The following is a 13,120-nucleotide window of genomic DNA, read 5'->3' as shown; positions in this document are numbered from 1 at the left end:
CTCCGCCCCCGTCGCCGCCGGTGTGCTGTGCACCGGCGGCACGTGCGGTGGGGCCCTCACGGGGCGGCGCGCAGCCAGACGGCCGTGTCCTGGGGGAGGCGGCCCGCCACCAGCGGGCCGCTGGTGAGCAGCACCTCGGTGTACGGGGGCAACTCCACCGGCGCCACGGAGAAGTTGACCACACAGATCAGGGCGCCCGGGGAGCCGGCCCCGGTGTCCCCGGCGTCCCCTGCGTCCCCGGCCCCGGCGTCCCCGGACCGTACGAACGACAGCACGCCCGGCGCCGACTCCAGCCAGCTCATCGGGCCGTCCCCGAAGCCGGGTCCGGTGCACCGCAGCCGCAGGGCCTCCCGGTAGAGCGTGAGCATCGAGCCGGGGTCGGCCGCCTGGAGGTCGGCGGCGTACCCGGGCCACAACTCCGGCTGCGGCAGCCATGGTTCGGTCTCCGAGCCGAATCCCGCGTACGGCGCGTCCGCCGTCCACGGCAGCGGCACCCGGCAGCCGTCGCGCCCCGGATCCTTGCCCCCGGAGCGCGCGTGCATCGGGTCCTGGATCCGGTCCAGCGGGATCTCCGCCTCCGGCAGGCCCAGTTCCTCGCCCTGGTAGAGGTAGACGGCGCCGGGCAGGGCCAGTGAGAGCAGGGCGGCGGCGCGCGCCCGGCGGGCGCCGAGTCCGGGGTCGGTCGGGGTGCCGAACTCCTTGGCCGCGAAGTCGAATCCGCTCTCCTCGCGCCCGTACCGGGTGACCGTGCGGGTCACGTCGTGGTTGCAGAGGACCCAGGTGGCGGGCGCGCCGACGGGCGCGTGTTCGGCGAGTGTCGCCTCGATGGCGGCCCGCAGCGGCCCTGCGTCCCAGGGGCACGCCAGGAAGCTGAAGTTGAACGCGGTGTGGAGTTCGTCCGGGCGGAGGTAGCGTACGAAGCGCTCGGTGTCGGGCAGCCACACCTCGCCGACGAAGACGGCGCCGTACGTGTCGGCGAGGGCGCGCCAGGAGCGGTAGATCGTGTGCAGTTCGTCGCGGTCGACGTACGGGTGCGGGTCGCGGCCCGCGGTGAAGTCCGGCAGGGCGGGGTCCTTGGCGAGGAGCGCGGCCGAGTCGATCCGTACGCCCGCGACGCCCCGCTCGAACCAGAAGCGCAGCACCTCCTCGTGCTCCCTGCGCACCGAGGGGTGGGCCCAGTTGAGGTCGGGCTGCTCGGGGGCGAAGAGGTGCAGGTACCACTCGCCGTCGTCGACCCGTGTCCAGGCCGGGCCGCCGAACTCGGAGACCCAGTCGTTGGGCGGGATCTCGCCGTGCGCGCCGCGCCCGGTCCTGAAGTGGAAGAGGGCGCGTTCGGGGCGGCCCGGTCCCGCCGCGAGGGCCGCCCGGAACCAGACGTGCCGGTCGGAGACATGGTTGGGCACGATGTCGACGATCGTACGGAGGCCCAGCTCGCGTGCCTCGGCGATGAGTTTCTCGGCCTCGGCGAGCGTGCCGAAGGCCGGGTCGATGGTGCGGTAGTCCGCCACGTCGTAGCCGCCGTCGGCGAGCGGCGAGAGGTACCAGGGGGTGAACCAGAGGGCGTCGACCCCGAGTTCGACCAGGTACGGCAGCTTGGCCCGGACCCCCGCGAGGTCCCCGGTGCCGTCGCCGTCGCCGTCGGCGAAGCTGCGTACGTAGACCTGGTAGATGACGGCGTCGCGCCACCAGAGGGTGTCGGCGGGCGCCGGCGGGCTGCCTTCCATGCGGTGTTCCTTTCGGGGAGGGTGAGAAGTCCGGGGGGGGGAGAGGTCCCGGGGGCCCGGTCGGGCAGGCCCTGGTCAGCCCTTGGTGCTGCCGGCGCTGATCCCGGCGATGATGTGCCGCTGGAACACCAGGAACATCAGCACCATCGGGACACTGGCGATCACCATGGCGGCGATGAGTACCGAGAGCGGGATGTTCTGGGAGAGCTGGACGAGCGCGACGCTGATGGGCTGCTTGTCGGTGTCCGAGAAGACCATCAGCGGCCAGAGGAAGTCCTGCCAGACGGCGACCAGCGCGAAGATCGACACCACCCCGAGCACCGGCCGGGACATGGGCAGCAGGATCGACCAGAGGGTACGGAGCGGGCCCGCCCCGTCGATCTCGGCCGCTTCCAGCACATCGCGCGGGATCTGGTCGAAGAAGCGCTTGAGCAGGTAGAGGTTGAAGGCGTTGGCGACGGCGGGCAGCCAGATGCCCAGCGGGTCGTTGAGCAGGCTGGTGTGGATCAGCGGCAGATCGGCGATCGTCAGGTACTTCGGTACGAGCAGGGCCTGGGCGGGCACCATCAGGGTGGCGAGGATGCCGCCGAGGATCACCTTCCCGAACGCCGGCCGCAGCTTCGACAGGGCGTAGGCCGCCGCCGTACAGAAGACGAGCTGGAGAATCCAGGCACCCGTGGCCTGCACCACCGTGTTCCCCAGGTGCGTGGGGAGCCGCATCAGCTCCCACGCGTCGGTGTACGCGCCGAGGTGCCAGGTGTCGGGGACCAGGGTCGGCGGTGTGCGGACCAGTTCGTCCGGGGACTTCATGGCGCCGGACGCCATCCAGTACACGGGGAGGAGGAAGGCGGCCACGAAGGCGAGGACGACCCCGCCGAAGACGGTCCAGTAGAGCGTCTTGCCCCGGGTGCTCGCCAGCGCGAGCGGGGAGACGAGGGTACGTACGGCCTGGCCGGGTTCGGCTCGGGTCATGGCGCCGCGGGTTCCTCTCAGTCGTCGGTGCGGGTGAGCCGCAGGTAGAGGGCGGAGAAGAGGCTGAGCACGATCAGGAGCAGCACGCTCAGGGCGCAGGCGCCGCCGAAGTCGTTGTAGAGGAAGGCGTACTTGTAGATGAGGTAGAGGACGGTGACGGTCGAACTCTCCGGGCCGCCACCGGTGATCACGAAGGGCTCGGTGAACACCTGCATCGTCGCGATGATCTGGAGGAGCATCAGCATCAGGATGATGAAGCGGGTCTGCGGGACGGTCACATGGCGCACGCGCTGCCAGATGGTGGCCCCGTCCAGCTCGGCCGCTTCGTACAGCTCCCCCGGAATGCCCTGGAGCGCGGCGAGATAGATGAGGACCGTGCCGCCCATGTTCGCCCAGGTGGCGACGATCACCAGGGAGAGCAGCGCGGTGTCGGCGCCGTTGGTCCAGTTCGACGTGGGGAGGTGGAGGAGGCGCAGGGCTTCGTTGGCGAGCCCGGCGCCCGGATCGTAGAACCACTTCCAGAGCAGGGCGCTGACGACCGGCGGGATCATCACCGGGAGGTAGACGACCACGCGGAAGAAGGATTTCGCGTGGCGCAGCTCGTTGAGGACGAGCGCCATCAGGAACGGTACGGCGAAACCGGCGAGCAGGGCGATCACGGTAAAGGTGAGTGTGTTGCGCCAGGCGGCGCCGAACTCGGGGTCGTGGAAGACCTGGGTGAAGTTGGCGGTGCCCACCCATTCCGGTTCCGATCCGGGGGTGTACTTCTGGAAGGCGATGACCACCGCGCGGATCGCCGGGTACCAGGAGAACAGCGCGAAGCAGATCAGGCCGCCGATGAGGAAGGCGTAGGCGCGGAGTTGGTGCGTCAGGGCACGGCGCAGGGCGCCGGGGGCTCTGCGGTCCGCCGGTTCGCCGCGCCCCGGCACCGGTGTGGAGGGCGGCACGGACCGCCGGGGAACCTGGACTGTCTTCATGGGGGTGTCAGCCCCGGGCCAGGATTCCGTCGATCTTCGCCTGGGCGTCCTTGAGGAGCCGGTCGATGTCGGCGTCCCTCTTGGTGAGGACGGCGGAGACGGCGCCGTCGAGAACGGAGTAGATCTGCTGCGCCTTCGGCGGTTCCAGCTTCGCGGTCAGCCCCTGGCTTCCGTCCAGGAACGCCTGGTAGTTCTCGACCGGGACATTGGCGTAGCGCTTCTTCAGCTCCTGGTCCTCGGTATCGGTGGCACCGCTCCACAGCCGGGGCTCGGGGAGGCCGACCGGCGCCTTGAGGTCGGCGGCGCGCTTCCAGTCGTTGAGTCCGGAGCCGGGGGCGTTGGTCTGGAACTCCAGCCACTTCAGGCCGGCCTTGATCTGCTCCGGGGACGCCTTCTTGTTGAACATGTAGCCGTCGCCGCCGATGAGGGTGCCCTTGCCGCCGGGCATCGGGGCGAGCGCGAGGTCCTCGTACCTGCCGCCCTTCTCCTTGACCAGGATCGGGACGTTGTCCGGGGCGGAGAGGTACATGCCGAGCTTGCCGGAACCCATCATCTGCTGGACGTCGTTGAGGATGAGCAGTTGTTTGGTGCCCATGGAGCCGTCGCGCCAGCGCATGTCCTTGAGGTTCTGGAGGACGGCCCTGCCCTCGGGGCTGTCGACGCTCGCCTTCTTGCCGTCCGCGGTGACGATGTCGCCGCCCTGCGAGTACATCTCCGCGGTGAAGTGCCAGCCGCCCTGGTTCTGCGCGCTGTAGTCGGCGTAGCCCACGTACCCCTGGCCGAGGCCCGCGATCCTCTTGGCGGCGGCGCGGACCTCTTCCCAGGTGGCCGGGGGCTTGTCGGGGTCGAGGCCGGCCTGCTGGAAGAGCTTCTTGTTGTAGAGGAGGCCCATCGAGTAGTTGGTGCGCGGGACGCCGTACACCGCGCCGTCGGCGGTGTAGACGTCGCGCAGCGACTGCTGGATGTCGCTGTAGCCCTTCATGTCCTTCACGTACGCGGTGATGTCCGCCGCCTGGTCGATGTCGACGACGTGCCGGGCGTCGGTGAAGTACGTGTAGAAGACGTCTTCCATCTGGCCGCCGGCGAGCTTCGCGTCGAAGGTCTTGGGGTCCTGGCAGGGGAAGGCGTCGCGGCCGACGACGTCGATGTCGGGGTACGCCTTCTCGAACGTCGCGATGTCGTCCTCGAAGTTCTGGCGGTCGATCCTGGCGCTCTTGGGCGGCATGCAGTTGACGGTGATACGCGTCCTGCCGTCGGCGGAGCTGTCCCCGCCCGAGCCGCAGGCGGCCAGTCCGGTGAGGGCGAGGGCGGTGGCTGTCGCGGTGGCGAAGGTACGGCGGAACCCGGAACTACTCATCGGCGGGACCCCTCTTGGGCAGCAGCGCGGGAAGCCCACAGCAGCGCGCTGTGTGGCGGCGCTCACTCAACCACCAACCATCTATGCCCGCAATATGTCGCTCCGATTTCGCAAATAGTTGACAGTCATCCGTCCGCAGCGGGACGCGGCTGCGGTCAGCCGCTGCGAGGCGCCTGGCCCGTGGAGCCCCGTACCACCAGCTCCGGTTCGAACAGCAGCTCACCGGGGGGCACCGTGGCCCCCTGGATCTGGGCGCTGAGCATCTCGACGGCCGCCCGGCCCATCGCCTCGATGGGCTGACGGACCGTCGTCAGCGGAGGTTCGGTGCAGGTCATGAACGCGGAGTCGTCGTACCCGACCACCGAGACCTCGCCGGGGACCGCGAGGCCGCGCCGCCGCGCGGCCCGTACCGCCCCCAGGGCCAGCGGATCGCTCGCGCAGATGATGCCCGTGACGCCCCGGTCCAGCAGGCGTGCGGCCGCCGCGTGGCCGCCCTCCAGGGAGAACATCGTCCGCTCGACCCGCTCGTCCGGGAGGGCCGGACCGGCGCCGCCCGTCGCCGCGTACGCCGCGTGCCCCGCCGCGAGCTTGCGCCGGGACGGTACGTGGTCGGCCGGGCCGAGCACCAGCCCGATGCGCTCGTGGCCGAGCGAGGACAGATGGCGCCACGCCTGCTCGACCGCGACGGCGTCGTCGCAGGAGATGCAGGGGAAGTCGAGGTTCTCGATCGGCGCGTTGATCAGGACGACCGGGATACGGCGCTCGGCGAGCAGCCGGTAGTGGTCGTGCGGGGCGTCCGCCTGGGCGAAGAGACCGCCCGCGAAGACCACCCCGGAGACCTGCTGCTGGAGCAGCAGTTCCACGTAGTCGGCCTCGGAGACGCCGCCCTTGGTCTGGGTGCAGAGCACGGGGGTGAGGCCCTGCTGCGCCAGCGCGCCGCCGATCACCTCGGCGAACGCCGGGAAGATCGGGTTCTGCAGCTCCGGCAGGACCAGGCCGACGAGCCGGGCGCGCTCACCGCGGAGCTGGGTGGGGCGCTCGTAGCCGAGGACGTCCAGCGCGGTCAGCACGGACTGCCGGGTGGCCGGCGAGACACCGGGCTTGCCGTTGAGCACCCGGCTGACCGTGGCCTCGCTGACCCCAACCTTCTTCGCCACCTGAGCAAGTCGTCGTGTCATGCGCGCAAGAGTAGCGCAAGAATTGCAAGCCACTTGCTCCACTTGCGGTACTCTGCAACGGACATACGGGGACGGTGCCGGCCGAGCGGACCGGTCGGCACCGTCCCCGATGGATCAGGCGCTACGGATTGATGTTGATCTTGAAGTTGGGCGTCGTGTTCCTGATGTCCACGGCGTTGTTGTCGAGCTTCAGGCGGTTGAAGGTGACCTCGCCGACGGCCGGTCCCTGCCCCGCCTCCGGCATCTCGTTGGCCCACACCCCGAAGCCGGACTTGGCGTCGAAGGCGTCACCGCTCTTGCGGGCTCCGGTGATCGAGATGTCGTTGAGGATGGTGTCCTTCACCGGGAACTGCGGCTGCCCGCCCACGTAGTTGGTCTGGAACATGATGCCGCTGTAGGTCGGATCGACGATGTCGACGTCGTTGATCCGGATCCCCTGGAACACCTTGGACGCGGAGAACAGCCAGATCCCGGGGAAGGTCTGCCCGTTCCAGAAATGGCCCCCTGACCGTACGACCGACACGTTCTCGATCGTCGTCGGACCGGTCCCGAAGCCGTTCATCGGATACCCGAAGTCCAGCGAGCTGACCGTGATGCCCGAGTACACCAGGGTGTCCGCGACATGGATGTTGCGGAAGGTGTTGTCGTACCCGCCGTACACGGCGATGCCCGCGGCGCGCCAGGTCAGGATCGTCGTCAGGTTCTCGTAGACGTTGTTCTTCATGTCCGCGCCCCCGGCGTCGATCGCCGAGAACAGCGCGAAGCTGTCGTCGCCGGTGGCCCGTGCCTCGTTGTTGACGACGTGGTTGTCCGTGGAGCCGTTGGTCATGTTGACGCCGTCGGCGAACATGTCGCGGATCCGGGAGTTCCTGATGGTGATCCGGTCCGTGTTGGCGCCCCAGTAGAGGCACACCATGTGCTCGTTCCAGATGTTGTCGATCACCATGTCGGCGACATTGGCGAAGTCGAACACCTTGCCGGGGCCGTCGATGCGTGAGGTGTAGTTGCCGAAGTACGCGAAGCCGCTGAAGGCCGATCCGTTCGCCGCGGCCTCGGCACGGAAGCCGATGTCGGTGTTCTCCTGGGACGCCGGGGCGCGGAAGCGAGTGAACCAGGGCCCGGCGCCGACGACCCGCACCGGCTTTCCGTACACCTGGAACTTGCTGGAGGTCTGGTAGTCACCGGCGGGCAGGTAGACGCCCACCAGCTTCCCGGTGGTGTCCATCCGGACCTTGTCCAGCGCGTTCTGCACGTCCTGGTGGGTGAGTCCGGCCGGCACCGTGTACGTGGCCGGGTCCGGGTTGGCGATCGGCGTGGCCTGCTCCAGGCTGACGAAGTCGATCGCGTACTTCGAGGTGTTGGCCGCGTCCTTCTGGAGCCTGATCCTGCTGCCCGCCGCGACGGTTCTGCCCAGCAGGACGCTGGCCTCGTCGTAGATGTGGCGGGGCGCGCCGGAGCTCGGCGAGTTGCCGGGGGCGGCCTCCGCCCCGTACAACCAGGCGTACTTCGAGGTGAGGTCGACGGCCTTGAGGAAGGTGCCGTCCACGTAGATGTTCAGGGTGGAGTCGATGCCACCGCCGCCCGCTGCGTCCGGGATGGAGAACCGGGTGACCAGGGTGTTGGTGCTGGCCTTGGTGGTGAACTCGACATAGCTGCCGGTGTCGTCGAGGGTGACGGCCTTGCGGCCCGACGCCTCGCCCGCGATGTCGCCGATGGTCCTGTTGGGCCCGACGACCCGCGCGCCGCCGCCGGTGGTGCCGTCCTCCGCCTCGTACATGTCGTACGGCATGTCGGCGCCGCGGCCGACGAAGAGCGGCCGGGTGCTGGTGTTGTTGTCGCGCTTCACCGGCAGTTCGTTGGCGTCGGCGGCGAGGACCGCCTTGAGGGTGTACGAGCCGTTGACCGCCGTCCAGGTACCGAGGCCGACCGGCGCCGTGGTCGCCCCCGGGGCGATGGTGCCGTTGTACGTGCCGGTCAGGGTCTTGACGGTGGCGCCCTTGGCGTCGAGCAGGGAGAGTGTGATGCCGTGCGCCCCGGCCGCCGACGCCACGTTGCCCTGGTTCCTGATCGCGAGGGAGAAGGTGACGGTGTCACCGGCTGAAGGGGAGGACGGGGAGGTGGCGACCGTCGCGGCGACCAGGTCGGAGCTGTCGACGGCCCGCACCACGAGCGGGGTGGGACTGGTGTAGGCGTTGTCGGTCTCGTTCTCCTCCATGACCAGGCCGCCCGGGTCGACGACGGCGCCGAGCTGGTACGAACCCGCGTCCCGCGCCCCGATGTCCGCCGTGACCGTGGCCGAGGCCCCGGCCGCGAGCGCGCCCACCGACGCGGTGGCCACCTTGGTGCCGCCGAGCCGGAATTCGACCGGTCCGGCCGGCGCGGCGGCGCGCCCGGTGTTGCGTACGGTCGCCGACAGGGTGATCGCGTCGGACTCGACCGGCGCCGAGGGTGAGGCGCTCAGCGCGGTCACGGTGAGGTCCGGGTTGGGCGCCGGGGCGCCGAGCACCTGGAACTCCGCGACCTGTCCGGCGCCCGAGCCGGTGTTGGAGGTGAACCTGAGCTGGACGTCGGCGACGCGCGCGGCGACCGGGATGGTCACCGCGTTGCCGGTCGCCGGGGTGAAGGCGTACTCCTTGGCCGCCACCAGGCTGGTGAGGCCGGAAGCGCTCTGCTCGCGGCCGAGCACCTGGATGTTCTGCGTGCGCGCTCCCCAGGAGCTGTCCGGGTTGAGCTTGACGACGACGCTCCGGGTGTCGGCGTTGGCGCCCAGCTTCACGGTGAGTGTGTTGGGGTAGCTGCTGCCCGCGCCCTCCCAGTAGGTGGTGAGGCTGTTGTCGTTGGCGTTCTCCGCGACGTAGGTGTGGACCACGGAGGAGGCGGCGATCGGCCGACCGACGGCGAGGTTCGACGCGGAGCCCGAACTGCCGTTCCGCGTCACGGTGTTGCTGTTGACCGAGGTGTTTCCGGCCGCGTCCTTCGCCCGTACGTGGTACGAGACCGTCGTCCCGGCCGGCTGGGTGTCCGTGTACGTGGTGACCTCGCCGGCCACGCTCTTGCGCAGGACGTTGTTGGCGTAGATGTCGTAGCCGGTCACCCCCTTGTTGTCGGTCGAGGCGCCCCAGGTCAGCTTGATCTCGTCGGCCGACGGTTCGGTGAAGGCGAGGTCGGCGGGGGCCGTCGGCGCCTGGGTGTCCCCGTTGTCGCCGCGCCGGGTGACGGTGTTGCTGTTGGCCGACGCGTTGCCCGCCGCGTCCTTCGCCCGTACGTAGTACGAGACCGTCGTCCCGGTGGGCTGGGTGTCCGTGAAGGTGGTCACGGTGCCCGGGACGCTGCTGCGCAGCTCGTTGTCGGCGTAGATGTCGTAGCCCGTCACACCGGTGTTGTCGGTGGACGCCTGCCAGGCGAGCACGATCCGGCCGGTGGCGGGTTCGGTGTACGACAGCCCGGTGGGCGCGGTGGGCGCCTCGGTGTCACCGGTCTCGGGGCCGTAGATCTCCAACTCGGAGAGCTGGCCGCCGGGTTGGGCGGTGTTGGCGGTGATCAGCACCCGGAGGTACCGCGTGGTGGTGGCGTCGAAGGCGATCGTCACCGACTGGCTGCCCGCCGCGTTGAACCGGTACGCCTTGGAGGCCGTCAGATCGGTGAAGGCGGTGTTGTCGGTGGAGCCCTGGACCTTCAGGGTCTGGTCCCTGGCGCCCCAGCCGTCGGGCAGCCGCAGCACCACCTGGTCGACCCGGACCGAGGATCCCAGGTCGGCCTGGATCCACTGCGGGAAGTCGTTGTTCCTGCTCTCCCAGTAGGTCGCCCTGTTGCCGTCGTTGGCGTTGCCGGGCCCGTAGACCTCGGTGAAGCTGCTCGATGTCAGGGTCCTGCCGAGGGCGAGGTTGACCGAGGCGGCGGCTGCCGCGTGGACCTCCAACTCGGCGAGCTGGGCCTTCTTCCCCGCCGTGTTGGCGGTGAAGTCGGCCCGTACGAAGCGTGCCCTGGTGGCCGGGAAGCTCACCGTCACCGTATTGCCCGTCCCGGGGCTGAAGGTGTACGTGGCCGAGGTCTTCAGGGTCGAGAAGCTGGTGCCGTCGGCGCTGCCCTGGAGGGACAGGGTCTGCTTCCTGGTCGCCCATCCGGTGGGGAGTCTCAGCACCACCTGGTCGACACGCCGGGTGGCGCCCAGATCGGACTGCACCCACTGGGGGAACTTCTTCCCGCCGCCTTCCCAGTACGTCGACGGGTCGCCGTCCGTGACGTTCCGGGCGGCCTTTCCGCCCGCGGTCGCGCTCGCCGTCGCGGTCCGGCCCGCGGCGACATCGGGGCCCTTGGCCCGGGGGCCGTCGGCCGCCGCGGCGGTGAGCGTCGGCCAGCCGGCGATCAACAGGCTGCTGGCGAGGGTGGCGGCGAGGACTCGCCATCTCCGGCGTAACGATCTCATGGTTCCCCGATCTTCGGCCTCGGCGCGAGGGCGGCGAGGGCGCGGCTCCGGCAGCACGCCTGCACGGCATGCGTTTCTGCACTGATGAACGGAGGATTTTGCGTTTTGCCGTGAGAGAGTTGCAGAGAAATGCGAGTGCGTCCATCGGCCCGACCGAACGAAATCGTCGTACGGCATACCCGAGTTGGCCGCTTCCCCTTGCGAACGACTCGATTTTCGGCGCCCGATGGCCGTGAACAGGAAAACGTAAGTGATCTGCAAAACTTGCAGATATTTTGCTGCGTTCCAGAAAATGCGCGCGGGCGTCAGATGCCGGGCAGCGGGTCCTGTTCGGCCTCGCGCCGCCGGGTCCTGATGTCCGGCGCGGGCGGGTGGAGTTTGGCGTCGCAGGCGGGGCCGAGGCCGGTACGGCGCGAGCCTGTGCCGGTCAGCGGCCTGCCGCACATGCGGCACCGGACGAGCCGCGCGTCGGCGGCGGCGTCCGGCGCGGAGCCGGGGAGCCGGCCGTCGTCGGCGGGGTGCGAGGGGTCGAGCGGTGTTTCGTCCACGGTCCACCTCTACCAGCCCGGCCGCCGGTCACCTCGGTCACGGGTCCACAATGAGGACAGTTCGCCGTCGACCGAGGAGATCCCGATGACCCTGTACGACATCCCGCTGACCACTCTGACCGGCGAGCCGACCTCCCTGGCCGCCTACGCGGGCCAGGCCGTGCTGCTGGTGAACGTGGCGTCCAAGTGCGGTCTCACCCCGCAGTACGCCGGTCTGGAGCGGCTCCAGCAGAGTTACGGCGACCGGGGCTTCACCGTCCTGGGCGTGCCCTGCAACCAGTTCGCGGGGCAGGAGCCCGGCAGCGCGGACGAGATCCGGACGTTCTGCTCGGCCACGTACGGCGTCAGCTTCCCGCTGCTCGCGAAGACGGACGTGAACGGGGAGACCCAGCACCCGCTGTACGCCGAGCTGACGAAGACGGCCGACGCGGCGGGCGACGCCGGGGACGTGCAGTGGAACTTCGAGAAGTTCCTGATCTCCCCGAAGGGCGAGGTCGTCGCCCGGATCCGGCCGCGTACGGAGCCGGAGGCCCCCGAGGTCGTCGCGGCCATCGAGGCGCAGCTCCCCGCCTGACACCCCGTCGGCCGGGTCCTCGATCACCGTACGAGGGCCCGGCGCTCCCCCACCACTAGCGGATGGGCATGCCCGACAGGGTGCGGGCGATGACCAGGCGCTGGATCTCGCTCGTGCCCTCGAAGATCGTATAAATCGCTGCATCCCGGTGCATCCGCTCCACCGGGTACTCGCGGGTGAAGCCGTTGCCGCCGAGTATCTGCACGGCCTGCGCCGTGACCTGCTTCGCCGTCTCGCTCGCGTACAGCTTGGACATCGAGCCCTCGGCGGAGGTGAAGGGCCTGCCCGTGGTCGCCATCCAGGAGGCCCGCCAGACCAGCAGCCGGGAGGCGTCGATACGGGTGCGCATGTCGGCCAGTTGGAAGGCGATGCCCTGGTTGTCGATGATCGGGCGGCCGAACTGGCTGCGGGTCCTCGCGTAGTCGAGGGCGACCTCGTACGCGGCGCGCGCCGTGCCCACCGCCATGGCGCCGACGGCCGGGCGGGACGCCTCGAAGGTCGCCATGGCGGCGTTCTTCACGCGCTCCCTGTCGCCCTTGCCGCCGCCCGTGCCCTCGGCGGCCCTGGCCCGCTCGCGCGCCCGCGCGAGGCGTTCGTCCAGCTTCTCCTTCCCGCCGAGCAGGCAGTGGCCGGGGACCCGTACGTCCTCCAGGACGACCTCGGCGGTGTGGGAGGCGCGGATGCCGTGCTTCTTGAACTTCTGGCCCTGGGAGAGCCCGGGGGTGCCCGGCGGGACGATGAAGGAGGCGTGGCCCTTCGTGCCGAGCCCGGCGTCGACGACGGCGACCACGACATGGACGTTCGCGATACCGCCGTTGGTGGCCCAGGTCTTGGTGCCGTTGAGCACCCACTCGTCCTTGGCCGCGTCGTAGAGCGCCCGGGTGCGCATGGCGCCGACGTCGGAGCCCGCGTCGGGCTCCGAGGAGCAGAAGGCGGCGACCTTCACGTCGTCCGGGTCCCCGTACATCTGCGGGATCCAGGTGCCGACCTGCTCCTCGGTGCCGTTGGCGAGGACGCCGACGGCCGCCAGCCCCGTACCGACGATGGACAGGGCGATGCCCGCGTCGCCCCAGAACAGCTCCTCCATGACCATCGGGATCCCCAGCCCCGTAGGGTCGAAGAACTGCTGGGCGTAGAAGTCCAGGGAGTAGATGCCGAGTTTGGCGGCCTCCTGGATGACCGGCCAGGGGGTCTCCTCACGCTCGTCCCACTCGGCGGCGGCGGGGCGGATGACATCGGCGGCGAAGCCGTGCAGCCAGTCGCGGACCTGCTTCTGGTCGTCGTTGAGATCGAGCGTGAACTCGGTCATGTTCCCCTCCAGCACCGCGTGACCCACGGTGTCGCTCCCTGATGTTACTAGCGGT

Annotated in this window: 9 protein-coding genes; 1 reads left to right on the top strand and 8 read right to left on the bottom strand. The window is 69.8% G+C overall.

Annotated features, from left to right (window positions below; genetic code table 11):
• Nucleotides 1–56 precede the first annotated feature (56 nt).
• From ACIO3P_RS24145 to ACIO3P_RS24115, 7 genes are all read right to left on the bottom strand, one after another.
• Nucleotides 57–1,724 carry a glycoside hydrolase family 13 protein gene (locus tag ACIO3P_RS24145; protein ID WP_401852138.1) on the bottom strand — a complete coding sequence of 556 codons (1,668 nt, stop codon included), beginning with the start codon at nt 1,722–1,724 and terminating at the stop codon, nt 57–59.
• A gap of 75 nt (nt 1,725–1,799) precedes the next feature.
• Nucleotides 1,800–2,696, bottom strand: a complete 897-nt coding sequence (locus ACIO3P_RS24140) for a carbohydrate ABC transporter permease (protein ID WP_329825456.1) — start codon at nt 2,694–2,696, stop codon at nt 1,800–1,802.
• Nucleotides 2,697–2,713: 17 nt separating this feature from the next.
• Nucleotides 2,714–3,673 (bottom strand): carbohydrate ABC transporter permease, encoded by a 960-nt coding sequence (locus tag ACIO3P_RS24135; RefSeq protein WP_401852135.1) that lies wholly within the window; start codon nt 3,671–3,673, stop codon nt 2,714–2,716.
• A 7-nt stretch (nt 3,674–3,680) separates the two neighbouring features.
• Nucleotides 3,681–5,030: an extracellular solute-binding protein gene (locus ACIO3P_RS24130; RefSeq protein WP_401852133.1), complete on the bottom strand. Its 1,350-nt coding sequence runs from the start codon at nt 5,028–5,030 to the stop codon at nt 3,681–3,683.
• A 155-nt stretch (nt 5,031–5,185) separates the two neighbouring features.
• Nucleotides 5,186–6,208, bottom strand: a complete 1,023-nt coding sequence (locus tag ACIO3P_RS24125) for a LacI family DNA-binding transcriptional regulator (RefSeq protein ID WP_401852132.1) — start codon at nt 6,206–6,208, stop codon at nt 5,186–5,188.
• A 121-nt stretch (nt 6,209–6,329) separates the two neighbouring features.
• A complete protein-coding gene (locus ACIO3P_RS24120; protein ID WP_401852130.1) occupies nt 6,330–10,634 on the bottom strand; it encodes a discoidin domain-containing protein in 4,305 nt (1,434 codons plus the stop codon).
• Between the two features lie 305 nt (nt 10,635–10,939).
• The gene (locus tag ACIO3P_RS24115) at nt 10,940–11,182 is read right to left on the bottom strand and encodes a DUF6011 domain-containing protein (protein WP_401790036.1); all 243 of its coding nucleotides are present in this window, start codon (nt 11,180–11,182) and stop codon (nt 10,940–10,942) included.
• A gap of 85 nt (nt 11,183–11,267) precedes the next feature.
• Here ACIO3P_RS24115 and ACIO3P_RS24110 point away from each other — a divergent pair, with 85 nt between their 5' ends.
• Nucleotides 11,268–11,756, top strand: coding sequence for a glutathione peroxidase (locus tag ACIO3P_RS24110; protein ID WP_329825450.1), 489 nt, complete (start codon nt 11,268–11,270; stop codon nt 11,754–11,756).
• A 55-nt stretch (nt 11,757–11,811) separates the two neighbouring features.
• On the opposite strand, the gene ACIO3P_RS24105 is transcribed toward ACIO3P_RS24110, so the two are convergent.
• Complete coding sequence (locus ACIO3P_RS24105) at nt 11,812–13,065, bottom strand: acyl-CoA dehydrogenase family protein (protein ID WP_401852128.1); 1,254 nt, start codon at nt 13,063–13,065, stop codon at nt 11,812–11,814.
• Nucleotides 13,066–13,120: the final 55 nt, after the last annotated feature.

The organism is Streptomyces sp. NPDC087310 (assembly GCF_044744405.1).
Classification (GTDB): Bacteria; Actinomycetota; Actinomycetes; order Streptomycetales; family Streptomycetaceae; genus Streptomyces.
The sequence above is the reverse complement of the archived record's forward strand: the minus strand, read 5'-3'. Positions and strand labels throughout refer to the sequence as shown.

Coding starts and splice junctions, on each gene's coding strand:
- ACIO3P_RS24145 (WP_401852138.1), bottom strand. CDS start 1,724: ATGGAAGGCAGCCCGCCGGCGCCCGCCGACACCCTCTGGTGGCGCGAC.
- ACIO3P_RS24140 (WP_329825456.1), bottom strand. CDS start 2,696: ATGACCCGAGCCGAACCCGGCCAGGCCGTACGTACCCTCGTCTCCCCG.
- ACIO3P_RS24135 (WP_401852135.1), bottom strand. CDS start 3,673: ATGAAGACAGTCCAGGTTCCCCGGCGGTCCGTGCCGCCCTCCACACCG.
- ACIO3P_RS24130 (WP_401852133.1), bottom strand. CDS start 5,030: ATGAGTAGTTCCGGGTTCCGCCGTACCTTCGCCACCGCGACAGCCACC.
- ACIO3P_RS24125 (WP_401852132.1), bottom strand. CDS start 6,208: ATGACACGACGACTTGCTCAGGTGGCGAAGAAGGTTGGGGTCAGCGAG.
- ACIO3P_RS24120 (WP_401852130.1), bottom strand. CDS start 10,634: ATGAGATCGTTACGCCGGAGATGGCGAGTCCTCGCCGCCACCCTCGCC.
- ACIO3P_RS24110 (WP_329825450.1), top strand. CDS start 11,268: ATGACCCTGTACGACATCCCGCTGACCACTCTGACCGGCGAGCCGACC.
- ACIO3P_RS24105 (WP_401852128.1), bottom strand. CDS start 13,065: ATGACCGAGTTCACGCTCGATCTCAACGACGACCAGAAGCAGGTCCGC.